The organism is Compostimonas suwonensis (assembly GCF_002797855.1).
Lineage (GTDB): Bacteria > Actinomycetota > Actinomycetes > Actinomycetales > Microbacteriaceae > Compostimonas > Compostimonas suwonensis.
The window spans coordinates 1-21,999 of sequence record NZ_PGFB01000006.1; the positions used below are offsets into that span (position 1 = coordinate 1).

General features: G+C 68.3%; 22 protein-coding genes, 1 other RNA gene and 1 pseudogene. 14 read left to right on the top strand and 10 right to left on the bottom strand.

The window, feature by feature from the left end:
- Window positions 1-156, bottom strand: a pseudogene (locus tag CLV54_RS18030) (aquaporin family protein); the annotation flags it as partial.
- A 222-nt stretch (window positions 157-378) separates the two neighbouring features.
- Here CLV54_RS18030 and dhaK point away from each other — a divergent pair.
- Genes dhaK through dhaM form a run of 3 tightly spaced genes read left to right on the top strand, consistent with a single transcriptional unit; the run spans window position 379 to window position 2,802 of the window.
- Window positions 379-1,380 (top strand): dihydroxyacetone kinase subunit DhaK, encoded by a 1,002-nt coding sequence (dhaK, locus tag CLV54_RS15595; protein ID WP_100345933.1) that lies wholly within the window; start codon window positions 379-381, stop codon window positions 1,378-1,380.
- 9 nt (window positions 1,381-1,389) lie between these two features.
- On the top strand, window positions 1,390-2,028 hold the full coding sequence (gene dhaL / locus CLV54_RS15600) for a dihydroxyacetone kinase subunit DhaL (protein ID WP_100345934.1): 639 nt from the start codon (window positions 1,390-1,392) through the stop codon (window positions 2,026-2,028).
- Between the two features lie 3 nt (window positions 2,029-2,031).
- Window positions 2,032-2,802 carry a dihydroxyacetone kinase phosphoryl donor subunit DhaM gene (gene dhaM / locus CLV54_RS15605; protein WP_100345935.1) on the top strand — a complete coding sequence of 257 codons (771 nt, stop codon included), beginning with the start codon at window positions 2,032-2,034 and terminating at the stop codon, window positions 2,800-2,802.
- A gap of 46 nt (window positions 2,803-2,848) precedes the next feature.
- Here the strand turns inward: dhaM and CLV54_RS15610 are convergent, their stop codons facing one another.
- The 3 genes from CLV54_RS15610 to CLV54_RS15620 form a co-directional block, all read right to left on the bottom strand.
- Complete coding sequence (locus tag CLV54_RS15610) at window positions 2,849-3,481, bottom strand: DUF2510 domain-containing protein (RefSeq protein WP_100345936.1); 633 nt, start codon at window positions 3,479-3,481, stop codon at window positions 2,849-2,851.
- Window positions 3,482-3,544: 63 nt separating this feature from the next.
- Window positions 3,545-5,197, bottom strand: coding sequence for an MDR family MFS transporter (locus CLV54_RS15615; RefSeq protein ID WP_100345937.1), 1,653 nt, complete (start codon window positions 5,195-5,197; stop codon window positions 3,545-3,547).
- Entirely contained in the window at window positions 5,194-5,829 is a 636-nt protein-coding gene (locus tag CLV54_RS15620) for a TetR/AcrR family transcriptional regulator (protein ID WP_100345938.1), read from the bottom strand. Before CLV54_RS15620 ends, CLV54_RS15615 begins: the two co-directional genes overlap by 4 nt.
- A 141-nt stretch (window positions 5,830-5,970) precedes the next feature.
- Here CLV54_RS15620 and CLV54_RS15625 point away from each other — a divergent pair, with 141 nt between their 5' ends.
- The 3 genes from CLV54_RS15625 (at window position 5,971) to CLV54_RS15635 (ending at window position 8,419) form a co-directional block, all read left to right on the top strand.
- On the top strand, window positions 5,971-6,849 hold the full coding sequence (locus tag CLV54_RS15625) for a Vgb family protein (protein WP_100345939.1): 879 nt from the start codon (window positions 5,971-5,973) through the stop codon (window positions 6,847-6,849).
- Between the two features lie 445 nt (window positions 6,850-7,294).
- On the top strand, window positions 7,295-7,951 hold the full coding sequence (locus tag CLV54_RS15630) for a DNA alkylation repair protein (RefSeq protein WP_100345940.1): 657 nt from the start codon (window positions 7,295-7,297) through the stop codon (window positions 7,949-7,951).
- 51 nt (window positions 7,952-8,002) lie between these two features.
- Window positions 8,003-8,419, top strand: a complete 417-nt coding sequence (locus CLV54_RS15635; protein WP_211294581.1) for a nitroreductase/quinone reductase family protein — start codon at window positions 8,003-8,005, stop codon at window positions 8,417-8,419.
- Here CLV54_RS15635 and CLV54_RS15640 read toward each other — a convergent pair.
- Together CLV54_RS15640 and CLV54_RS15645 are read right to left on the bottom strand one after the other, a co-directional pair.
- Window positions 8,406-9,731 (bottom strand): sensor histidine kinase, encoded by a 1,326-nt coding sequence (locus tag CLV54_RS15640; protein ID WP_100345941.1) that lies wholly within the window; start codon window positions 9,729-9,731, stop codon window positions 8,406-8,408. The two genes, CLV54_RS15635 and CLV54_RS15640, sit on opposite strands and share 14 nt — an antisense overlap.
- Complete coding sequence (locus tag CLV54_RS15645) at window positions 9,728-10,405, bottom strand: response regulator transcription factor (protein ID WP_100345942.1); 678 nt, start codon at window positions 10,403-10,405, stop codon at window positions 9,728-9,730. The genes CLV54_RS15640 and CLV54_RS15645 overlap by 4 nt, the downstream gene beginning before the upstream one ends.
- A 198-nt stretch (window positions 10,406-10,603) precedes the next feature.
- Here CLV54_RS15645 and CLV54_RS15650 point away from each other — a divergent pair, with 198 nt between their 5' ends.
- From CLV54_RS15650 to CLV54_RS15665, 4 genes are all read left to right on the top strand, one after another.
- Window positions 10,604-11,050, top strand: a complete 447-nt coding sequence (locus tag CLV54_RS15650; protein ID WP_157803023.1) for a hypothetical protein — start codon at window positions 10,604-10,606, stop codon at window positions 11,048-11,050.
- Window positions 11,051-11,148: 98 nt separating this feature from the next.
- Complete coding sequence (locus CLV54_RS15655) at window positions 11,149-11,970, top strand: Nif3-like dinuclear metal center hexameric protein (RefSeq protein WP_100345944.1); 822 nt, start codon at window positions 11,149-11,151, stop codon at window positions 11,968-11,970.
- An 82-nt stretch (window positions 11,971-12,052) separates the two neighbouring features.
- Window positions 12,053-12,787 carry a zinc ribbon domain-containing protein gene (locus CLV54_RS15660; protein WP_100345945.1) on the top strand — a complete coding sequence of 245 codons (735 nt, stop codon included), beginning with the start codon at window positions 12,053-12,055 and terminating at the stop codon, window positions 12,785-12,787.
- A complete protein-coding gene (locus CLV54_RS15665) occupies window positions 12,787-13,209 on the top strand; it encodes a reverse transcriptase-like protein (RefSeq protein ID WP_100345946.1) in 423 nt (140 codons plus the stop codon). Before CLV54_RS15660 ends, CLV54_RS15665 begins: the two co-directional genes overlap by 1 nt.
- 34 nt (window positions 13,210-13,243) lie before the next feature.
- Here CLV54_RS15665 and CLV54_RS15670 read toward each other — a convergent pair whose 3' ends face one another.
- Window positions 13,244-14,317: a PrsW family intramembrane metalloprotease gene (locus tag CLV54_RS15670; protein ID WP_170062016.1), complete on the bottom strand. Its 1,074-nt coding sequence runs from the start codon at window positions 14,315-14,317 to the stop codon at window positions 13,244-13,246.
- Window positions 14,318-14,626: 309 nt separating this feature from the next.
- Here CLV54_RS15670 and CLV54_RS15675 point away from each other — a divergent pair, with 309 nt between their 5' ends.
- The 4 genes from CLV54_RS15675 to rnpB all read left to right on the top strand — a co-directional run bounded on the left by CLV54_RS15675 (window position 14,627) and on the right by rnpB (window position 18,008).
- The gene (locus CLV54_RS15675) at window positions 14,627-15,346 is read left to right on the top strand and encodes a MerR family transcriptional regulator (RefSeq protein WP_100345948.1); all 720 of its coding nucleotides are present in this window, start codon (window positions 14,627-14,629) and stop codon (window positions 15,344-15,346) included.
- A 326-nt stretch (window positions 15,347-15,672) separates the two neighbouring features.
- The gene (locus CLV54_RS15680) at window positions 15,673-16,476 is read left to right on the top strand and encodes an EcoRV family type II restriction endonuclease (protein WP_211294582.1); all 804 of its coding nucleotides are present in this window, start codon (window positions 15,673-15,675) and stop codon (window positions 16,474-16,476) included.
- 19 nt (window positions 16,477-16,495) lie between these two features.
- Window positions 16,496-17,422, top strand: a complete 927-nt coding sequence (locus CLV54_RS15685; RefSeq protein ID WP_157803025.1) for a DNA adenine methylase — start codon at window positions 16,496-16,498, stop codon at window positions 17,420-17,422.
- Between the two features lie 208 nt (window positions 17,423-17,630).
- An RNA gene (rnpB, locus tag CLV54_RS15690) (RNase P RNA component class A) lies at window positions 17,631-18,008 on the top strand.
- Window positions 18,009-18,045: 37 nt separating this feature from the next.
- Here the strand turns inward: rnpB and CLV54_RS15695 are convergent.
- From CLV54_RS15695 to kdpC, 3 genes are read right to left on the bottom strand one after another with little or no spacing between them, the layout of a single operon-like run.
- Window positions 18,046-18,771 (bottom strand): response regulator, encoded by a 726-nt coding sequence (locus tag CLV54_RS15695; protein WP_100346057.1) that lies wholly within the window; start codon window positions 18,769-18,771, stop codon window positions 18,046-18,048.
- A gap of 2 nt (window positions 18,772-18,773) precedes the next feature.
- Window positions 18,774-21,371: a DUF4118 domain-containing protein gene (locus CLV54_RS15700; RefSeq protein ID WP_100345950.1), complete on the bottom strand. Its 2,598-nt coding sequence runs from the start codon at window positions 21,369-21,371 to the stop codon at window positions 18,774-18,776.
- Complete coding sequence (kdpC, locus tag CLV54_RS15705) at window positions 21,371-21,991, bottom strand: potassium-transporting ATPase subunit KdpC (protein WP_100345951.1); 621 nt, start codon at window positions 21,989-21,991, stop codon at window positions 21,371-21,373. The genes CLV54_RS15700 and kdpC overlap by 1 nt, the downstream gene beginning before the upstream one ends.
- Window positions 21,992-21,999 lie beyond the last annotated feature (8 nt).

The window sequence follows — 21,999 nt, forward strand, 5'->3', positions numbered from 1 at the left end:
CACCGCAAGACCCCACCCGATAGTGACCATAAGAAAGCCACCATTGAAGCCCTTCGTCTTAGCAAGCGCGACATTAGCGACCACACCACAGCCCAAAAGAACAAGCAGGGCCGTGCCTACGAGTTCTGACAGAAATACAACTCCGAGATTGTCCACGTTGACCTTCCTTAGAGTGAGCGCGCTCCTCGCGGAGCGTCTTGGCCCAGCAGATGACTACACCCTAGTCCTCGGCGAACATTCAGGGAACGGATGGAGCCAATGTCGCCGGATGCACTGTTGCCGGGTCGCTTCGAGGGCGTAAATTGAGCGGAGACGGAGCGTGTGCGCCCGGCGCGTCTGCCCGGCAATGTGCTGTCTCTGCGATCGGAGGGATTTTCAATGAAGAAGCTCATCAATGATCCGAAGAACGTCGTGGATGAGGCGGTCGCCGGTGTCGCGCTCGCCCATGCCGACCTCGTGACTGTCGTGACCGATCCCATCTACATCGTGCGCAAGGACGCGCCGGTCGCGGGCAAGGTCGCACTGGTCAGCGGTGGCGGCAGCGGCCACGAGCCCCTGCACGGCGGCTTCGTCGGCTACGGGATGCTCGACGCGGCCGTTCCCGGCCCGGTCTTCACCTCTCCGACCCCGGATCCCATCCTCGCCGCCACGAAGGCGGTCGACTCGGGTGCCGGCGTGCTGCACATCGTCAAGAACTACACGGGTGACGTGCTCAACTTCGAGACCGCCGCCGACCTCGCAGCCGCCGACGGCATCGAGGTGCGCACGGTCGTCGTCGACGACGACGTGGCCGTCAAGGACTCCCTCTACACCGCCGGCCGACGCGGAGTCGCCGGCACGGTGCTCGTCGAGAAGATCGCGGGCGCCGCAGCCCAGCGCGGCGACAGCCTCGACGAGGTGGCCGAGATCGCGACCAAGGTCAACTCGCAGGTGCGGTCGATGGGCGTCGCGCTCACGCCGTGCGTCGTGCCGCACGCGGGGGAGCCGAGCTTCACCCTCGCCGAGGACGAGATCGAGATCGGCATCGGCATCCACGGCGAGCCGGGTCGCGAGCGCATCAAGATCGAGCCTGCCGACGCGATCGTCGAGCGGATCCTGGGCCCCATCGTCGACGACATCCCGTTCGCCTCGGGCGACAAAGTGCTGCTCTTCGTCAACGGCATGGGCGGCACGCCCCAGATCGAGCTGTACATCACCTTCCGTCACGCCTTCGAGGTGCTGGCCTCGAAGGGCATCGAGGTCACCCGCACCCTCGTGGGCAACTACGTGACCTCGCTCGAGATGCAGGGCTTCTCGATCACGGTGCTGAAGCTCGACGACGAGCTCACGGAGCTGTGGGACGCCCCCGTTCAGACAGCGGCGCTCCGCTGGGGAAGGTAGAGGAATTCGATGAGTTTGGGTATCACCTGGGCCGTGGCCTGGATCAGGCAGAGTGCGCAGGTCGTCTCGGAGCACAGGGTCGAGCTGATCACCCTCGACCGCGAGATCGGCGACGGGGATCACGGCGAGAACATGGAGAGGGGTTTCTCGGCGGTCCTGACGAAGCTCGACGACCTGCCATCCGAGGCCACGCCCGGTGATGCTCTCAAACTCGTGGCGACGACCCTCATCTCGACGGTCGGCGGCGCGGCGGGGCCGCTCTACGGAACGGCGTATCTGAAGGCCGCCGCCGCAATCGGCTCGGCGCCCGAGCTCGACGGCGCCGCCATCGTGGCGCTGCTGACGGCCGCCCGCGACGGCATCGTGCTGCGCGGGAAGGCCGAGGTCGGCGACAAGACGATGGTGGATGCCTGGACTCCCGCGGTCGACGCCGCGGCTGCCGCTCAGGCGGCCGGGGCCTCGGAGTCGGAGATCCTCGCGGCCGCAGCCGACGCCGCGGAGGCGGGCGCCGTCTCGACGGAGCCGCTCGTCGCCCACAAGGGACGCGCGAGCTACCTCGGCGAGCGCGCGATCGGGCACCGTGACCCGGGAGCCCAGTCGACGGCGTACATCCTGCGTGCCGCAGCCGATACGGCCGCAGAGGCCTAGGGCATGGCGCAGACCACGGGCGGGGTCGGAGTCGTCTTCGTCTCCCACAGCGAGAAGATCGCCGACGGCCTCATCGAGCTCGCGAGCCAGATGGCGCCCACCGCGGCACTCGCGGCTGCGGGCGGCACCGACGACGGGCGGATCGGGACGAGCTTCGACAAGGTGCTCGCCGCGATCGGCGCCGTCGACAGCGGTCACGGGGTCGTCGTGCTGTGCGACCTCGGCTCCGCCATCCTGACCGCCGAGACCGCGCTCGACTTCCTCGACGACACCGTGCGGGCATCCGTGCGGATCGTCGACGCCCCTCTCGTGGAGGGCGGCGTCGCGGCGTCGGTCGCCGCGCAGACGGGCGCGTCGCTCGACGAGGTCGCCGCAGCGGCGCGATCGGCGGTGGGCGAGGCCGGCGCCGCGCCCGAGACCCCGGGTTCGGCCGCGCCCGCTGCTGCGGCATCCGGAACCGGGGGCGACGCGGCATCCGACGCGACCGGTGCGACAGATTCCGGCTCGACAGCGCCCGGTCCCTACACCCGCACGGCGACGCTCATCAACAAGGACGGCCTGCACGCCCGGCCCGCCGCCGAGTTCGTCAAGCTGGCCTCGACCTTCGGCGGAAAGGTGACGGTCAACGGCAAGGACGCCAAGAGCCTTCTCGGCATCATGTCGCTCGGGCTCACGAAGGGCACGAGCGTGGAGATCGCCTCGGCCGACCCCGCGGGGCGCGACGCGGTCGACGCCCTCGCGGAACTCGTGGCGGGCGGCTTCGGCGAGGCGTAGCCCGCGTCTCGAGATCTGCGCTCTCGACGTCCGGTGAGGCCAGCGCCTAGACGGTGCTCGTGACGTAGTCCTGCGTCAGCTCGAACACGGCTGCGAAGCCCTGGCCGATCTGGATGAACACCACGACGAGGGTGACGACGAGCACAACGACGGCCAGCCACAACGGCAGGTAGCCGCGGCTCGAGCGCCGATGCGCGACGACCGAGCGGCCGATGGTGTAGACGAGCGAGTTGAGGAACGCCCACGCCCAGTGGAAGGGCCGCACATAGCCGTCGCGACGCAGCCGGCGCCAGTCGAGGTAGGCGAAGATGACCGTGAGGCCGTAGATCACCCAGCTCGTGGCCGTGACCAGGAGGTAGCCGGGGTCGAGGAGGGTCGCGAGCTGCGTGGTCGCCGACGGATCGAGGGAGGCCTCCATCGACCGGGTCAGGTAGCCGGTGAAGTCGAAGCTCACGAAGACGAGCAGGGAGAGGATCGGCAGCACCACGGCGACGAGCCAGATGAACGGGTTGTACACGGGCGTGCCGGGCTGCACGGTGCTCGCGGTTGTGGTGCCGCCGGGGTTCGCGAGGTGTGCCGTCCACGCGGTGCCATCCCACCAGCGCACCTGACCGCTGCCCTCGGGGTCGGGATACCATCCCGGTCGAGCGGAAAACCCTGCGTTCGACTCGTACGACACCGATCGCTCCTCACCTAGTCGGACGAGGCCAGCCTAGAGGAGGAGCGATCGGATGCCGGAATGTCAGTTCGCGACCGTCGTTGCGCTCGGCGCGGGATCGGATCGGCGGGAGCCGCCGGTGAGGGCCTCATCGTCGAGCAGCACGCGGTTCGCGCCGTCGATCTCGAGGCTCTCCGGCAGGATGTCGCGCTCGATCGTCGTGGCGAGCGGCTTCTCCTTCACGAAGCACAGCAGGATCACGGCGACGACGATGAGCGGCACCATGTAGAGGAACACCGGGGTGAGCGCGTCGTTGTACGAGCCGACGATCACGTCGCGCACGCCGGAGGGCAGATCCTTGACGATGGCCGGCGTCAGCGAGTTGCTTCCCCCCTCGGCCGCAGCACCGCCGGCCGGCATCCGCTCCGCGAGGAGCTCGGTGAGGCGGGCGACGAACAGGCTGCCGACGATCGCGGAGCCGAGCGAGGCGCCGATCTGGCGGAAGTAGTTGTTCGAGGCCGTCGCCGTGCCGACCTGGGTGATCGGGAACGAGTTCTGCACGATGAGGATGAGGATCTGCATGCTCATGCCGAGCCCGATGCCCATGATCGCGAGGTAGGTGCAGAGGATCCAGACCGGCAGGGTCGGGGTCATCGTCGAGAGCAGCACGAGCGAGACGGCCACGATGGCCGTTCCCACGATGGGCAGCCACTTGTAGCGCCCGGTCTTGCTCACGAGCTGGCCGGAGCCGATCGAGCTGATGAGCAGTGCGGCCATCATCGGGATCATGAGGAACCCGGCCTCGGTCGCGTTCGCCCCGGTCACCATCTGCAGGTAGGTGGGCAGGTAGGCGAGGGCGCCGAACATCGCGATGCCGATGATGAGGCCGGCGATCGTCGTGAGGTTGAAGTTGCGGTCCGTGAAGAGGCGCAGCGGCATGATCGGCTCGGCGGCGCGGCGCTCCACGAGCACGAAGGCGACACCCGCGACGACGGTCCCGATGATGAGGCCGATGATCGTGAGCGAATCCCAGTCGTAGGTCGTGCCACCCCAGGTGGTCACGAGCACGAGGCAGGTGGAGGCGACGGCGAGCAGGGCCATGCCCGCGACATCCAGGCGGGGCCTGCTCGTGGTGCCCTTCGGCAGTCGCAGGAAGAAGACGGCCGAGACGATCGCGAGGATGCCGAGAGGGATGTTCATCCAGAACGCCCAGCGCCAGCCGATGCCCTCGGTGAACCACCCGCCGAGCAGCGGGCCGGCCACCGACGACAGCGCGAAGACGCCGCCCATGATGCCCATGTAGCGTCCGCGCTCACGGGCGGGGACGACATCCGCGATGATCGCCTGGGCGAGGATCATCAGACCGCCGCCGCCGAGACCCTGGATGGCGCGGCCGATGATGAGCCAGGTCATGTCCTGCGCCATGCCGCCCACGATCGAGCCGGCGATGAAGATCGAGATCGCGATGATGAAGAGGCCCTTGCGGCCGATCAGGTCGCCGAGTTTGCCGTAGACGGGAAGCACGATCGTCGAGGCGAGGATGTACGCGGTCGTGACCCAGAGCATGTGGTCGACGCCGTCGAGCTCGCCGACGATCGTCGGCAGGGCCGTGCTGAAGATGGTCTGGTCGAGCGAGGCGAGCAGCATCGTGACCATGAGCCCGGCGAAGACCAGGAGGATGTTGCGTTTGGAGGCGACGCCGGATTGCGGTGCCGCCGTTGGAGCGGTGGTGGTCATGTCAGTCTTTCTACGGTTTGTCGTACGAGCGCGGCCGCTCGCTGTTCGAGTTCTGCTGCCGGGCTGTCGCTTCCTGCGGCGATCCACTCCTTGACGGCGGCACGCAGGCCGCCGCTGCAGAGGGCGAGGAGGAGCTCGGCCGTCGGTTGCGCGTTGTTCGGATCGAGGTCGGAGAACCGGGGGTCACGAGCGAGCAGGGCCGTGATCGCGTCGACGATCTGCCCGGCCATACGCGTGAACTGGCTGACCTGGCGGCCGAGGAGCTGCGGGTTGCTCTTGATGATCTGCACCCGCGACTCGTGCAGCGCGGGATCGGTGATCGCCGGGCCGATGATGGCGAAGAGCAGGCCGGTGACGGATTCGACCGTCTCGGCGCCGTCGGCGCGGGCCAGGTGCTCGGCGAGGAAGTCGTCGGTCAGCTCCACGTCGTGGATGCCGAGGATGGCGTCTTCCTTGCTGTCGAAGTAGTTGAAGAAGGTTCGGGGGGAGACGCCGGCTCGTTCGCTGACGGCATCGATCGTCACCTGCTCGGGGCCGTCGCGCAGTGTGAGTGCGACGGCGGCCTCCTCGAGGCGGGCGCGGGTCTCCATACGTTTGCGGTCACGCAGACCGACGGTTTCAGGAGAAGGCATTGCCCAATCGTTGCACAATGTGAAAACTTGCGCAAATGCAAAATTGCAGGGATGCAAGGATTTCGCGCGCGGCGAAACGAGGATGGGCTGTGGGCCGGGCCGCTGATCATCTCAGTGCATCCCCTCGGTAGGGTTGGGGCAATGGGAAGAATCGTCGAGCACATCATCGCGGACGCGGATGCCGGGCCCTACGCGGTTGCCGTGACGGCCGACGGAGCGGTGTGGTGCAGTCTCGTCTCCGGAGCGGCCCTGGTGCGACTCGCACCGGACGGGGGCATCCGGCGGATCCCGCTCGGTGAGGGATCCCGGCCCTCCCTGCTCGCCGCCGGGGCATCCGACTCGGTGTGGGTGACCGACACGACCGGCAACCGGATCGTGCTCGTGGGCGAGAGCGGCGTGCTGACGTCGATCGCCGTTCCCACGGAGGGCGCTCAGCCGTACGGCATCGTCTCCCTCGACGACGGCACCGTCTGGTTCACCGAGCTCGCGAGCGACGCCCTCGGCCGCATCGACGTCCTCGGCCGGGTCACCGAGTTCTCCGCGGGCACCCGTGACGGCGTCGTCTCGATGATCGCCGCGGCGGGGGAGAGCCTGTGGTTCACCGCGAACCGCGCGAACGCCATCGGGATGATCCGCGGCGGCGACTCCGCGGTGCGCCTCTTCGAGATCCCGACTCCGGATGCCGGGCCTGTCGGCATCACGGTCGGCGGCGACGGCGCGGCGTGGTTCGTCGAGATCCTCGCGGGGCAGATCGGCCGGGTCGACCGCAACGGCGGCTTCACCGAGTTCCCCCTGCCCGACCGGGCGTCCAAGCCGCACGCGATCTGCGCGGATCCCGCCGGCGGCTGCTGGTTCACCCTCTGGGGCTCGAACCAGCTCGGGCACATCGCCGCCGACGGCGAGATCGCGCTCATCGAGCTGCCGGCCGCGCACGGGGAGCCGCACGGGCTCGCCGTCGCGCCCGACGGAACCGTGTGGGTCGCGCTCGAGACCGGGGCTCTGCTCGCCGTCACGCCCTGAGCGGCTGCGTGCTGCCTCATGGTGGCGGGCCCTGCGAACCCGGGCGAATCAGAGTGAGCCGCGCGACACGATCCATCGGCGGCGGAACGCCGGCATCGCCGCGGCGATGTGCTCGACGCCCTGGTCGTCCGGTCGACGGGCGAGCCCAGACGCTGTTGTCGATGAGACGCTTGTGACGGCCATGAGCTCGCCACTATGTCGAAGACGGGAGCCTATAGAAGATGAGTAAATTCAGTTCACGAGCGGTGAGCTGACACTCCGCCCAGCGTCGAGAGGCCGCCGACCACGATGTCGACGAGCAGCCGTGCGTACCGCCCGTCCGGGTCGAGGTCGTCGACGTCGACCTGCATCCAATAACCCTCGCCGGAGACGCGCTGCCCGCAATCACTGGGAAGAGCCGCGACCGGTGTGCGGCAGAGGGCGTGCCGGGCGGGAGAATGGAGGGGTGAGTGAGGCGGGCGAGTTCGTGGATGCCGCACTCCAGCGCGAGAGCTCCTGGGAGCGCGCGGACGAGCACCGCGAGCGGCTGGGCGGCGCGCTGCAGTACTACGGCAGCTCGGTGGGGGCGGTACGCGGCACCGTCCGCGACCTAACCCGCCGGCATCCGGGGCTCTCGCACGACGAGGTGACGGCGCTGAGCTCCGAGCTCTGGGCCGCGCCCGTGTTCGAGCGGCGGCTCGCGGCGATCGTGCTGCTGCAGTCGAACGTCGCTCTTCTCGACAACTCCGACCTGACCCGCGTCGAGGGCTTCGTGCGCGGGGCGCGGCTGCGCGCCCTCGTCGACCCGCTCGCGGTCGATGTCATCGGCCCGATGGTGGAGGGGTTGACCGGCCAGAAGCGCGCCCGTGCCGACATCGCCCTCGACCGCTGGGCGCAGGACGACGACGTCTGGCTCCGACGTGCGGCTCTGCTGTCCCCGCTCCGCGCCTTCCGGGCCGGACGCGGTGACGAGGACGGTCTCGCGCGGCGGGTCGCGACCGTTCGGGCGCGGCATCCGGAGACTGACATCGGGGCGGATGCCGCGGACGCCCCCGACTCGGAGGCGATCGCCCTCGTGCGCGCCGAACTGGCCGAGGCCCGGCCAGGACTGCGTCTTCCCTGACTGTCGCGTATCTTCAAGACCGCCCGTCCGCCCGAGCGATAGCGTGGAATCGTGGACATCAAGGCGACGAATGCACGTGTGATCGAGCAGTTCCGTGCGGGCGAACCGGTCGAGGGGATGCATCGCGATCGACTCGCCCTGCTCACCACCGTCGGCTCGAGGTCGGGGCTGCCGCGGACGACCCCGATGATGGTGAACCGCGACGGCGAGCGGATGCTGCTGGTCGCCTCGAACATGGGGGCGCCGCGAGACCCCGACTGGTACAACAACCTGGTGGCGGAGCCGCACGTCACGATCGAGGTCGACGATCCGGAGCCCGACACGCGCTATGACGCGGTGGCGGCACCGGCGACGGGCGAGGAGTACGAGCGGCTGTGGGCGAGGCTCACCACGGAGTACCCGTTCTTCCTCGACCACGCGGCCTCGAGCAAGCGCCGGATCCCGATCGTCATCGTCACGCCCGTCTGATCAGGCCCGGGCTGCGAGCGCCGGCACCCGCGTCGGCACTCGCATCGACACCACGACCAGCACCCCGGACCGCGCCGGGAAGCCGCACCGTCACCCGCAGCCCGCCGTCGACGTTCGCCGCGATCTCGAGCCGCCCCTCGTGCGCGTCCACGATGCTCGCGACGAGCGCGAGCCCGAGTCCGTGCGTGTCGCCACTCGAGGGGCCTGCACCCGAGAGGCCAGGGCCAGAGCGCACCTCGCGAACACGGCCGCGCGCGCGATAGAACGGCTCGGCGAGCAGGGCGATCGTCTCCGGCGGCACGCGGTCGCCCGAGTTCGAGACGGTGAGCACGACCGGCAGCGGGTCGAGGGGCTCGAGCCGGGTCGAGACGGATGCCGCGCCATCCGCGGTGTTGTGCCGCACGGCGTTGAGCAGCAGGTTGGCCACGAGCTGCCGCATGAGCACGGAGTCCGCGCTCGCGACGGCCGGTTCGAGCGACGTCGTGAAGCGGATGCCGCGGGCCGAGGCCTCGGCCCGCACGAGTCGCAGCTCCGAGGTGACGATGCCGCCGACATCCACCGCCTGCGCCCGCAACGCCGACTGCCCGATGTCGGACAGGTCGAGCATCGCCTCGACGATCTCGATGCTGCGCCCGTTGGTCTCGGCCAGTCGCTCCAGCAGTTGCGGGACGTCGGCGGCAGCGGGGTCGTCCCGTCCGACGTCGAGCAGGGTCTTGGTCGTGGCCAGGGGTGTGCGCAGCTCGTGGGAGGCGTTCGCGGCGAAGCGCTGGTGCGCGGTGAAGGAGCGCTCGAGCCGTTCGAGCATGTCGTCGAAGGTCTTCGACAGGCGGGTGAACTCGTCGTCGGGGCCGGCGAGCGCCACCCGGTGGCTGAGGGAGCCGGTCGCCGCGCGCTCGGCAGCCGTGTTGAGGACCTGCAGGGGCTTGAGCATCCGCCCGGCCAGGATCCAGCTCAGCCAGGCTCCGAGCGCGCCGATGGCCACGAGCGAGACGATGCCCACGACGAGCAGGGTGTCGAGCACGTCGCCCGCGGTCGAGATCACGACACCCGTCTGCACTACCGTGCCGAGATCCGCCGCCTGCAGGGGTGTGGGCGAGAGCGTGAGAGTCGTGGGGGCGGCCGTGGTGAACGTTCCCGGGGAGATGTCGTAGGTGGGGATGTAGCGCATCGCGAGGTAGATGCCTGTGAGCATCAGCGCGCCGATCACCACGAGCAGCAGGGAGCTCGCGATCGTGAAGCGCGCCCGGGCCGAGAAACGGGGCAGGCGAACGGATGCCGCGACAGCGGTTGCGGCGGGCGGCCTCCCGGTCATCCGCGTGACCCCGCAGCCAGGCCCATCCGGTAGCCGACGCCCGAGACCGTCTGGATGATCCACGGCTCGCCCAGCTTCCGGCGCAGCGACGAGATGGTCACCCGGATCGCGTTGGTGAACGGGTTGGCGTTCTCGTCCCAGGCCTTCTCGAGCAGCTGCTCGGCGCTCACCGTGCCGCCGTCGGCCTGCATGAGCAGATGCAGCACGGCGAACTCCTTGCGCGACAGGTGCGCGAGGCGCCCGCGCCGGAAGACCTCGAGCCGGAACGGGTTCAGCTGCACGTCGTCGAACTCGAGCACGGTGGGAGTCGCCCGGGGCGAGCGCCGTTCGAGCGCTCGCAGCCGGGCGATGAGCTCGGGCACCTCGAACGGCTTGGCGAGGTAGTCGTCGGCGCCCAGCTCGAAGCCGCTCACCTTGTCGTCCAGCCGCCGGGCGGCGGTGAGCATCAGGATGCGCGTGTCGAGCTCGGAGTCGGCGATGCGCCGGCACACCTCGTCGCCGTGCAGACCCGGGAGGTCGCGGTCGAGCACCACGACGTCGTAGTCGTTGACGGTCACCGACTCCATGGCCGCCAGGCCGTCGTGCACCGTGTCGGCGGCGATCGCGGCGCGCCCGAGCGCCGTTCTGATCGCATCGGCCAGGTAGGGCTCGTCTTCGACGATCAGCACGCGCATGGGTCCTCCGCTCGGCGCGCACGGACGCGCGCCTCAAGCGATTACAGCACCCCGGGCATAAAGAAAACGTAGGGCCGGCTCCTTACGCTCTCGCAACCCGCCGTGACGTGGACTGGTCTCCGTGGTCGCAACGGCCACGAAACGATCCGGCTGTGCCGGCGAAGACCGGCGGAAGCCGGTGAAGGAGGACAGATGTCCATGAAGTCCATGAGTCCCGTGAAGCGTTGGGCCATCGGCGGTGTCGTCGCCGTGGGCGTCGGCGTCGCCGGTCTCGGCGCGGCCCTGCCTGCGATGGCGTCGTCGCTCGAGGGCGCGTCGACCGACGGCTCCTCGACCGGCGGCGTCTCGTTCGAGAACACCTCGTTCGACGGCGTTTCGATCGGCGGCGTCCCGATCGAGGGCGTTCCCGTCGACGGCGCGTCGTTCGACCTCCCGGTGAGCCCGATCACTCTCACCCCGGGCGACGGCGCGACGTTCCTGCCGAACGGCACGACCGGAGCCGCGGTTACCACCGGTCCCGCACCGGCGGGGACGACCTTCGAGCTGCCCGAGGGTGTCGTCGACGGCGTCGCCGTGCCGATCGGTCCCGTGCCGGAGGGTGCTCTCTCCGGCTCGTCGACCACGACCCTCACGCCCGTGGAGTAACTCGCGAGATGCGACCGGGCGGCGCGCATCGTGGGGATGCGCGCCGTCCGGGGCGGGCGGCGTCGAATCGTCGGGGCCGCCCCCGGTAAACTCTGACGGTGTCCTATTCCGTCGCCGAAGTGAACCAGGTCGTCGAGTCGCTCTGGCCGACCGCCGACGCGGAGGCCTGGGACGCCCCGGGTCTCATCAGCGGAGACCCCGATGCCTCGGTGAGCAGCGTTCTGCTCGCGGTGGATGCCGTGGCCGCGACGGTCTCGGAGGCCACCTCCGCCGACGTCGACCTCCTCCTCGTGCACCACCCGCTCCTGCTGCGCGGTGTCACGACCGTGGCCGAAGACCGCTACAAGGGCGCGCTGCTGGCGCGTCTCATCCGGGCCCGCTGCGCCCTCATCGCCGCGCACACCAACGCCGACATCGTCGCCGACGGGGTGTCCGACATCCTCGCCCAGCGCCTGGGGTTGCGCGGCACACGCCCGATCGTGCCGACCGTCGACGCCGCGACCGGCATCGGCCGGGTCGGACACCTCGACGAGCCGACCACCCTGGGCCGTCTCGCCCGCACCATCGCCGAGCTGCTGCCCTCGACGGCATCCGGGATCCGCGTCGCGGGAGACTACGACGCCGCTGTCGAGACGGTGGCCCTGTGCGGGGGAGCGGGCGACTCGCTTCTCTCCGAACCCGCTGTCACGGCATCCGATGTCTACATCACGGCAGACCTTCGTCATCACCCGGCCTCGGAGGCCAGGGAGCAGGCCGCTCTGTGCGACAACCGGCCGGCCCTCGTCGACGTCTCGCACTGGGCGAGCGAATGGCTGTGGCTCGAGGTCGCCGCCGGGCAGCTGCGGTCGGCGCTCCCCGAACTGCGGGTCGCCGTGAGCGACGTGCGCACCGATCCGTGGGATTTCGTCATTGTCCAGTGAGTGCGTTTGTCCAGTGAGCGCATTCGTCCAGTGAGCGCATCGTCCAGCGAACTCTCGACCATCCAGGGAAGGTGAGGACACCGTGAAGGCCAGTCCCCAAGCTCAGAAGGAACTGCTCAAAGTACAGGAGGCCGACAACGAGCTCAGCCAGCTCGATCACGCGGCGAAGACCCTCCCACAGCTCGCCGTGCTCGCCGAGCTCGGCACGCAGAGCGCCGAGCTCGACAAGAGCGTCATCGAGGCGCGCGGCCGGCTCGACGACGCCCGAACGGAGCTGAGCCGCGTCGAGAGCGACGTCGAGGTCGTTCAGGCACGGATGTCGCGCGACGCCGCCCGGCTGCAGCAGACCTCCTCGGTCAAAGACGTGCAGGCGCTCGAAGGGGAGATCGAGTCGCTCAAGAAGCGGCAGTCCGATCTCGAGGACATCGAGCTCACCGTCATGGAACGCGTCGAGGAGCTGAGCGCGCTCGAGCAGGGACTCGTCACCCAGCGTGAGGCCGTCGCCGCATCCGTCGCCCAGGCGCAGGCTGCCCGCGATGAGGCCCTCGCCGGGATCGTCGCACGCCGTGAGGCCGTGCGGGCCGAACGCGAGAGCGTCGTCGCAGGGCTGCCCGACGACCTCGTCGCCCTCTACGAGCGCCAGCGTTCGCGCTACGGCATCGGGGCGGCCCTCCTGCGCGGCGGGGTCTCCGGCGGCAGCAACATGACGCTCACCGTCGACGACCTCAACGAGATCCGGCGTGCGGCGCCCGATGATGTCGTGCTCGACCCCGAGAGCAACTGCATCCTGGTGCGCACCGACGAGTCGGGGATCTGATGGCGAAGAGGTTTCTCGTCGAAGCCGACGGCGGGTCGCGGGGCAACCCGGGTGTCGCAGCGAGCGGAACCGTCGTCATCGACGCCGACACGGGTGAGATCGTGGCCGAGATCGGCCGCTATCTCGGCATCGCGACCAACAACGTGGCCGAGTACACGGGCATGATCGCGGGTCTGGAGAAGGCGTTCGCCCTCGACCCGACCGCGACCGTGCACGTGAAGATGGACTCGAAGCTCGTCGTCGAGCAGATGAGCGGCCGCTGGAAGGTCAAGCACCCCGACATGCAGAAGCTCGCGGAGCACGCCCGCGAGCTCATCGGGCACTCGGCGGTGACCTTCGAGTGGGTTCCCCGTGCGCGCAACGCGCGGGCGGATGCCGTGGCCAACCGGTCGATGGACCTCAAGGCGTCCTTCGGGGAGTAGCCGCGGCATCCGTCCGATCGCTGCTTGTCAGGCGTCAGACGCTCGACGCCAGGCGTCGGGCGTCAGGCGCCCCGAGCGCCTCGAGCATGTCTGCCCGGGCGTCGGCGGTGGCCCGTGCCTGGTCGTCGAGCCCGTTCCGGTTGCCGCTCGCCTGGTCGCGCGTCGTGCGGATGCCGAGGGCGCTCGCCTCGGCCTGGTAGCGGCCTGTGGCGCGAGCCGCCACCCGCCCTGCACGACGGCGCGCGGTGCGCCTCCAGCGGCGGCGTTCGCCCAGCTTCGCGAGGGGCGCGACCTCGTCCGGGGCGATGTGGCCGTCGCGTGCGAGAGCGGGCAGGGCCGCGGCGATCGTCCTGCCGCGTCGGTGGCGCAGCACGAGCGCCAGGATCGCCATCGCGAGGAACAGCGGCACCATAACGCCTCCGTAGATCTTGTAGATCAGGTACGGGTCGGGCCCGGCGAGGCCCGCCCAGTCCCAGGCGCCGTGCAGGGTGATCGCCACGATCAGGCCAGCGAGGGGGAGGCCGATGCGCAGGCCGCGCCGGCGGGTGTTCGCCGCCGCGGCGATGCCCAGGCCAAAGACGGCGACGAGGAACGGGTGCATAAACGGCACCATCACCAGTCGCAGGAGGAGGCTGATCGCGAGCACGGCGATCGAGTTCACGTCGGAGGTGTCCGATGCGGCGAAGGCGGTCACGGTGCGGCCGAGGTAGAGGATGTTCTCAGTGAACGAGAAGCCGGCGCCGACGAGCCCCGCGAAGACGATGCCGTCGAGCAGGCCGACGAGCTGCCGGCGGCGGTAGATCAGCAGCCACACCAGGAACAGGCCTTTGAAGACCTCCTCGGTGACGGGGGTGATCACGAGCGGGCGGACCCAGGCGCCGACGTCCTCGCCCATCGTCGTGTCGACGAGCGTCTGCGCCCCCTCCTGTGACCAGATCGCGCAGAAGGCGGCGACCGACCCGCCCCATGCGAACGCCGAGAGCAGAAGGCGCGGTCGCCCGCGCTTCCAGCGGTCGAGCCAGAGGAAGACGCCCACGATCGGCAGGATGACCAGGGCGGACAGCACCAGGCCGACGGCCACGCCGTCCGCTCCGATCTGGGTCGCCACCCAGATCACGGACGCGATCCAGGCGATCGCTGCCAGCAGCGGCCACAGGAGCCGGGTCGGTGCCGATGGTCGGGGTGTTCGGGGTGTTCCGGGTGTTCGGGGTCGTCTCTCTGAGGTCTGCACTGCCTGCTGTTCCTTCCAGCCTGTCGATTCCGCCGTGTGCGGTCGCCTCGCCGGTGGGCGACGCTGTCGCCAGTAGACACCGTGCCGTTACGGCATACTCAAGTGGGGCGGTCGTGCAGCGCGGCGTCGTGCAGCGCGGCGTCGTGGAGCGCGGCGGTCGCGCAGAGCGAAAGGCAGGGAGCGGACATGGGCTGGAGCACACGCGAGATCGCGCACCTCGCCGGCACCACTCTGCGCACCGTGCGGCACTATCACGAGATCGGCATCCTCGACGAGCCGGAGCGGATGCCGAACGGCTACAAGGCCTACCGCACCGAGCACCTCGTGCGTCTGCTGCAGATCCGCCGGCTCACACGGCTCGGATTCTCCCTCGCCACGATCGCGTCGATGGAGGACGAGCCGGAGCAGCTCGAGGAGACCCTGCTCGCGATCGACGCCGAGCTCGCCGCGACAATCGATCAGCTCACGGAGGCACGGAGGGAGATCGCCCAGCTGCGGCGCCGGCCGGCGCCGACCGACCTCCCCTTCGACATCTCGACCGCAGCGACGGAGGCGCGTCTGTCGCCCACCGATCGGTCGTTGTTCGCGGTGATCTCCCACGTCGTCGGCGGTGACAGCTCGCAGTACCTCCAAGCCCTCTTGCAGGACTACGAGCCGGATGACGCGACCGGCGAGTTCGACGTGCTCCCGCCCGACGCCGACGAGGAGACCCGCGAACGGCTCGCGCAGCGCATCGCCCCGCAGATGCGCGCGCTGGTCGAGAAGCATCCGGATTCACCGGAGATCCCGAGGGCGTCGAGCCGGCAGGCGGCGGGCACCACGCTCATCAACGCGATGCTCGACCTCTACAACCCCGCGCAGCTCGACGTTCTCGTGCGCATCTGGAGAGCCGCGGGGCTCATCTGAGAGGTGCCGGCGGGGTCGTAGGGTCGCGGGGTGGTCAGGGGGCAAGGGCTCTCGACTTGTCCTGCACGGGATGTCGCGTGGTCGGGTTGTCCACAGATAAAGTGGCGCTGACTTGGGGTCGTCAGTGGGCTCCGGTTGACTTGGTCTTACGGGAACGCTGGTGGCGAGACAGATCCTGAGCCGTCCCAACGCACCGCACAACCTTTAAAAGGCCAGACCAGTCTGCGGATAGGATCATGTGTCTGCAGGACCTTCAGCTTTCGATAGACCGGACGAATTCGATGGACGAACGACAGTCGCATTTTGAACGAACTCTCCTTGCGCACGTGGCGAAGCTGAACGCCTATAGCGAGCAAGAGGATGGGCAATGGACTGTGAAAGGGTTCATCGACGTCTTTAAGAACATCTATACGATCTCAGCTGACACGAAGATCGTGTCGAAGATCCTAGAGATTCATATCTTCCCAGAGCTGCTGAAATTCGCTGACGAGGCTGGCTATCAGATCGTGCTGGCGGACCACCAGAACTACTACCCCGACATCAGCTTCGTCGCGCTCGATGACCCAACGATCAAGTTCGCTGTTGACCTCAAGACCACATACCGCCTCCAGGACAAGCCGGGGTATTGCAACGGATTCACGTTGGGGTCACACGGGGCTTACTTCGTCGATCGCGCCGGGAAAAAGAATATTCAGTTCCCCTACAACGAATACACGGCGCACTATTGCCTGGGTGTGATTTATGACCGGGCACTGAAGACTGATCTTGACGAGACACGGGTCTACGACATCACTGATCTCGAATCAATTACATCGGTGATTTCTCATCTGCAGTTCTTCCTTACGGAGAAATGGAAGATTGCATCGGACAAGAGCGGCTCGGGAAACACCGCAAATATCGGCTCTATCAACAACGTCGAGGAGATTGTTGCGGGCGCGGGGATGTTCTCCAGACTCGGAGAGTCCTGGTTCGACGATTATTGGATGAATTATGGCAAAATCTCGATCAGCTTGCCGACCGGCGTCACAAAGAAGATTACGGATCTCGAATCGTTCCTTGTGTATCGCGGTGGTGACCCTTCTTTGATTGTCCACAAGCATGGTTCGAGAAAGCGGGCCCTCAGTGAATGAATGGCGATTACCCTACACTGTGGGCAAAATCGGCACACCTCCCCTGAAGTCTCAAGGGATCAAAACGAAGCTCGTGCCGTTTATTGCGCAAAGCATAAATTGGGCCCCGGGGTCGTCCGGTCGATGGATTGAGCCGTTCGTCGGGACCGGATGTGTCGCTTTGAATGTTGCACCCCCTCGGGCATTGCTCGCCGACATAAACCCCCATGTCATTGGTGTCTTGCGCGACATTCAAAAGGATGTTCTCACGCCCCAGTCCGTCCGATCTTCACTGTTCGAGATGGGTAGCGAGCTGGCGCGACGAGGCGAAGAGTATTACTACGAGGTCCGCACTCGCTTCAATGAGACCGGCGAACCGATCGATTTCTTATTCCTGAACCGAGCATCATTCAATGGAATCATTCGCTTTAGTAGGAAGTCGGGCTTCAACACTCCGTTCGGGCACAAGCCGGAACGATTTAGCACCCAGTTCCTGAGCAAAGTTTCAAATCAGGTTGCCTGGGCACGCGAGCGCATGATGGGCAAGGACTGGGTGTTCGCGGTCCAGGACTGGAGAGACACCATCGCTTCGGCCGGTCCGAAAGACTTTATTTATCTCGATCCGCCCTACATCGGTCGTAGTGCCGACTACTTCAGTCAGTGGAGCGATGCCGAGGCGACGTCATTGGCGCACGCAACTCGAGAGTCACCTGCGGGATATGCGCTTTCGATGTGGCTAGAAAATGAGCATCGTAGGAATGATCACATAGAGGAAAGCTGGGGTCAGACAGTCATTAGAACAGCGACGCATTTCTATCACGTGGGTGCAAGTGAGAGCCAGCGAAAGCCCATGATCGAAGCTTTAGCGCTTCGCCCCGGATATGAGACATCAGACCTCGGAACTTTCATCACGGGGCGCTCGCTCCAGAAGCGCATGGATGACGCGATCGAGCCACTCTTCGCGTGATCTGAGGGCGCGCTGCTTCCTCTGGCAGCCGGAAGTAGCGGAGCCCCCGTTCGGCTTACCGGCCTCAGCATTCTCGAGCATATCCACGCTAACGGATGACGCATCCGGATGGACAACGAGGTACCCAGGCTCCAGACACTCGCGCAGATCGATCGGACTGATACCGGGAGCGGGGAGCATCGCACGCCCCGGGTAGACTCCTGGTGAATGGGTCGGCAAGACGGCCGCGTCGTCAGCACTCCTGGAGTGCCGGCGCCGAGGAACGTCCGGGCTCCACAGAGCAGGGCGGTGGGTAACACCCACCCGGGGCAACCCGCGAGACAGTGCCACAGAAAACAGACCGCCCGTCGCGTGCGACGGGTAAGGGTGAAACGGTGGTGTAAGAGACCACCAGCGACCGGGGCGACCCGGCCGGCTCGGTAAACCTCGCCCGGAGCAAGGTCAGACAGGGAACGCCAAGGCTGCTCGCCGAGTTCCCGGGTAGACCGCTAGAGGGCTGCGGCAACGTAGTCCCGAGATAGATGGCCGTCCAGTGCGATGTCTGACATCGTGCGAACAGAACCCGGCGTATCAGCCGGCCCATTCCCTCAGCGACACCCATTCTCTCAGCGACACCCGAGAGCTCAGGTCGCGGGCGTCTCCGCGGCCGTGGCCGCGTCGTCGTCATCGGGCACGAAGCGATAGCCCATGCCCGCCTCGGTCAGGAAGTACCGCGGATGACCGGGCTCCGGCTCGAGCTTCTTGCGCAGCTGGGCGAGGTAGAGCCGCAGATAGCCCGTGTCGTTCGTGTACTGCGGGCCCCACACCTCGGTCAGCAGGCTCTGCCGGGTCACCAGCCGCCGGGGGCTGCGCAGCAGCACGTCGAGCATGCGCCACTCGGTCGGGGTGAGCCGTACGTTGACGGTGCCGTCGCCCTCGCTGCGGGTCACCTGCCGTGCCGAGCGGTCGATCGTGATCGCGCCCAGACGCACGATCGGCTCATCCGTCGCGGCCGGCGTGCGACGGGTCAGAGCGCGGATGCGGGCGAGGAGCTCGTCGGCGGCGAAGGGCTTCGTCACGTAGTCGTCGGCTCCGGCATCCAGGGCGTCGACCTTGTCTCCCGAGTCGGTGCGGCCTGAGATCACGAGGATCGGCACACTCGACCAGCCCCGCAGACTCTCGATGACCTCGATGCCGTTCAGCTGCGGCATCCCGAGGTCGAGCATCACCAGGTCGGGATGGTGCGTGATCGCCTCGTTGAGCGCCTCCGCGCCGTCTCGCGCGGTCAGGAGCTCGTAGCCGCGCGCGGTCAGCATGATCTTGAGGGCGCGCAGGATCTGCGGATCGTCGTCGGCGACCAGGATCTTCATCGTCATGCCTGTCCGGGGTTCTCGGGGTCTGCGGTGGACGGGGTGTGCGAGGTGGATGGGCTGGATGCGGCGCGCGGGCTGGACGGAGTAGGCGGGCTGGACGCGGCGGGCGGGCTGGCCGGGCTAGACGGGGTCGCGATGGGCAGCGAGATCACCATGGTGAGCCCGCCGCCGGGGGTGTCCTCGACCTCGAGCGAGCCGCCCATGCCCTCGACGAACCCCTTCGACAGCGCGAGTCCCAGGCCGACCCCTGTTGTGTTGTCGGTGTCGCCGAGCCGTTGGAACGGCACGAAGACGTCGGTCTGGCGCTCCGGCGGGATGCCGGGGCCGCGATCGACGACGCGCACCTCGACAGTCTCACCGAACTCGCTCGCGCTGACAACGGGCGGCACGCCCTCCGGCGAGAAACGCAGCGCATTGGCCAGCAGGTTCACGAGCGCCCGCTGCAGCAGGACGCTGTCGGCGAGCACGGGGTGCAGCTCGCTCGGCACGTCGATGCCGATCTCGCCGGGGGAGGCCTCGAGCTCGTCGAGCACACCGGGCAGGATGTCGTCGACCTCCGTCGGCGCGAGGGTCACCGCGAGGGCGCCGGCCTGCAGCCGCGTGACGTCGAGGAGGTTGGTGACGAGCTCGGCGAGGGAGCTGAGGGACTCCTCGGCGGTCTGCAGGAGGGCCTCGCGGTCGTCGTCGGACCACGTGACATCCGTCGCCCGCAGGCTCGTGATGGCCGCCGTGGCCGAGGCGAGCGGGCGCCGAAGATCGTGCCCGACCGCGGCGAGCAGCGCGCTGCGCACCCGGTCGGCCTCGGCGAGGGGGCCGATCTCCTCCGCGGTGGCGGCGAGGTCGCCGCGCTCGAGCGATGCGGCGATCTGGCTGACGATGACCGAGAGCAGGCGACGGTCGGCGGCGGCGAGGTCGCGCCCGGAGAGCTCGAGCCGCGCCGTCGAGTTGACCGTGATCAGGGTCGGCTCGCCGTCGGTCGGCTCGCCGTCGGCGTAGAGCACGACGTCGTCGCGCAGCAGCCGCACCCCCGCGAGCCCGAAGGCCTCGCGCGTGCGGGTGACGAGGGCCTGCAGGGCGTCCTGTCCGCGGATGACGCCGCCGGCGACCATCGCGAGCATCTCCGACTCGGCCGCCGAGCGGATGGCCGCACGTGAGCGCCGGGCGGCCTGGTCGACGACGACGCTCACGAGGATCGCGATGAGGATGTAGATGACGAGCGCGAGAAGGTGCAGGGGGTCGTTGATCGTGACCGTGTACAGGGGATCGACGAAGAAGAAGTCGAGGGTGAGCCCCGAGAGCACGGCCGCGAAGACGGCGGGCCAGATGCCTCCCACGAGGGCGACGACGACGACGAGCAGCTGGAAGCTGAGCACGTCGCTCGTGATCGACTCGTCGCTGCGGAAGCTCGCGAGCAGCCAGGTGAGCAACGGCCCGCCGAGAAGGGCGAGCACGAAGCCGTAGATGCGTCGACGGGCGGTGAGCCCGCCCGTGTACCGGGGGAGTGCGAAGCGCCCGCCCGCCTGCGAGTGCGAGACGATGTGCACGTCGATGTCGCCGGACTCGCGGATGACGGTCGCGCCGATGCCCGGGCCGGTGAGCAGCGCGGAGAGCCGGCTGCGGCGGCTGACGCCGATCACGAGCTGTGTAGCGTTGCCGGCGCGCGCGAAGTCGACGAGCGCACGCGGGATGTCGCTGCCGACGACCTGGTGGTACGAGCCGCCGAGCGTCTCGACGAGGCTCCGCTGCGCCGCGAGGGCGGCGGGATTCGGCTCCCGCAGCCCGTCTTGGCTGGTCACGTGCACGGCCATGAGCTCGCCGCCGGCGGAACGGGCGGCGATGCGCGCGCCGCGGCGCAGCAGCGTCTCGCCCTCGACGCCGCCGGTCAGGGCGACGACGACGCGCTCGCGCGCCTCCCATTTGCTCTCGATGCCGTGCTCGGCCCGGTAGCGCTTGAGCGAGCTGTCGACCTCATCGGCGAGCCAGAGCAGTGCGAGCTCGCGCAGTGCCGTGAGGTTGCCGAGCCGGAAGTAGTTGGAGAGAGCGGCATCCACCCGCACGGAGGGGTAGACGTGACCTTCGGTGAGCCGGTCGCGCAGGGCCTGCGGCGCGAGGTCGACGACCTCGATCTGGTCGGCGCCGCGCAGCACGGCGTCGGGGATCGTCTCGCGCTGGGGCACACCCGTGATCTGCTGCACGACGTCGTTGAGCGACTCGATGTGCTGGATGTTGACGGTCGAGTAGACGTTGATGCCGGCATCCAGCAGCTCGTCGACGTCTTGCCACCGTTTGGCGTTGCGCGAGCCGGGGGCGTTGGTGTGCGCGAGCTCGTCGACGAGGGCGTAGGCCGGCTTGCGGGCGAGGACCCCGTCGAGATCCATCTCGGTGAGCTCGACGCCCCGGTGCTCCACGAGCGTGCGGGGCACGACCTCGAAGCCGTCGAGAATGGCGGACGTGGCCGCGCGACCGTGGGTCTCCACGATCGCGACGACCACGTCCTTGCCGGCCGCGAGGAGGCGATGGCCCTCCTCGAGCATGGTGTAGGTCTTGCCGACACCCGGTGCTGCTCCCAGGAGAACGCGGAGGCGTCCTCTACTCATCAGTTGCTTCCATCGGGGTCCATCTGCTGAAGGGCGATGTTCAGGTCGAGCACGTTGACCGTCGGGTCGCCGAGGTACCCGAGGTCGCCTGACTGAATCCTAGACTCGACGAGCTCCGCGACGGCGGATTCCTCGAGCCCTCGGGCCTCTGCGACGCGCGGGACCTGCAGCCGCGCGTAGTCGGGGCTGATGTGCGGGTCGAGGCCCGAGCCGGAGGCGGTGACGGCGTCGGCCGGGATCTGGTCGACCGACACGCCGTCGAGCTCGCTGATCGCCTGCTGGCGGGCCGCGATCGCGTCGAGCAGGTCGGGGTTCTCGGGGCCGTAGTTGCTGCCGCTCGACGCGGCGCCGTCCCAGCCGGCTCCGGCCGCCGACGGCCGCGACTGGAACCACTCCGGGAGGGCGAGCTCGTCCTCATCCACGAAGCCCTGGCCGATGAGCGCGGATCCGACGGGCTCGCCGTCGACCTGCCTGATGGTGCCGTTCGCCTGCGCGTTGAAGGCGAGCTGGCCGACCCCCGTCACGAGGAGGGGGTAGAGGATGCCGAGGACGACGGTCATCACGAGCATCGCCCTGACCGCGACCCAGTACTGCCTGGAGGTGCCGCGAATTTTAGTCATGTGAGTAT

Bases quoted from the DNA above. Each gene is read 5' to 3' on its own strand.
- CLV54_RS15625 (WP_100345939.1), top strand. From the start codon at position 5,971: ATGGGAAGAATCGTCGAGCACATCATCGCGGACGCGGATGCCGGGCCC.
- CLV54_RS15620 (WP_100345938.1), bottom strand. From the start codon at position 5,829: ATGCCTTCTCCTGAAACCGTCGGTCTGCGTGACCGCAAACGTATGGAG.
- CLV54_RS15645 (WP_100345942.1), bottom strand. From the start codon at position 10,405: ATGCGCGTGCTGATCGTCGAAGACGAGCCCTACCTGGCCGATGCGATC.
- dhaL (WP_100345934.1), top strand. From the start codon at position 1,390: ATGAGTTTGGGTATCACCTGGGCCGTGGCCTGGATCAGGCAGAGTGCG.
- dhaM (WP_100345935.1), top strand. From the start codon at position 2,032: ATGGCGCAGACCACGGGCGGGGTCGGAGTCGTCTTCGTCTCCCACAGC.
- kdpC (WP_100345951.1), bottom strand. From the start codon at position 21,991: ATGACTAAAATTCGCGGCACCTCCAGGCAGTACTGGGTCGCGGTCAGG.
- CLV54_RS15665 (WP_100345946.1), top strand. From the start codon at position 12,787: ATGGCGAAGAGGTTTCTCGTCGAAGCCGACGGCGGGTCGCGGGGCAAC.
- CLV54_RS15700 (WP_100345950.1), bottom strand. From the start codon at position 21,371: ATGAGTAGAGGACGCCTCCGCGTTCTCCTGGGAGCAGCACCGGGTGTC.
- dhaK (WP_100345933.1), top strand. From the start codon at position 379: ATGAAGAAGCTCATCAATGATCCGAAGAACGTCGTGGATGAGGCGGTC.
- CLV54_RS15650 (WP_157803023.1), top strand. From the start codon at position 10,604: ATGAAGTCCATGAGTCCCGTGAAGCGTTGGGCCATCGGCGGTGTCGTC.
- CLV54_RS15675 (WP_100345948.1), top strand. From the start codon at position 14,627: ATGGGCTGGAGCACACGCGAGATCGCGCACCTCGCCGGCACCACTCTG.
- CLV54_RS15640 (WP_100345941.1), bottom strand. From the start codon at position 9,731: ATGACCGGGAGGCCGCCCGCCGCAACCGCTGTCGCGGCATCCGTTCGC.
- CLV54_RS15615 (WP_100345937.1), bottom strand. From the start codon at position 5,197: ATGACCACCACCGCTCCAACGGCGGCACCGCAATCCGGCGTCGCCTCC.
- CLV54_RS15695 (WP_100346057.1), bottom strand. From the start codon at position 18,771: ATGAAGATCCTGGTCGCCGACGACGATCCGCAGATCCTGCGCGCCCTC.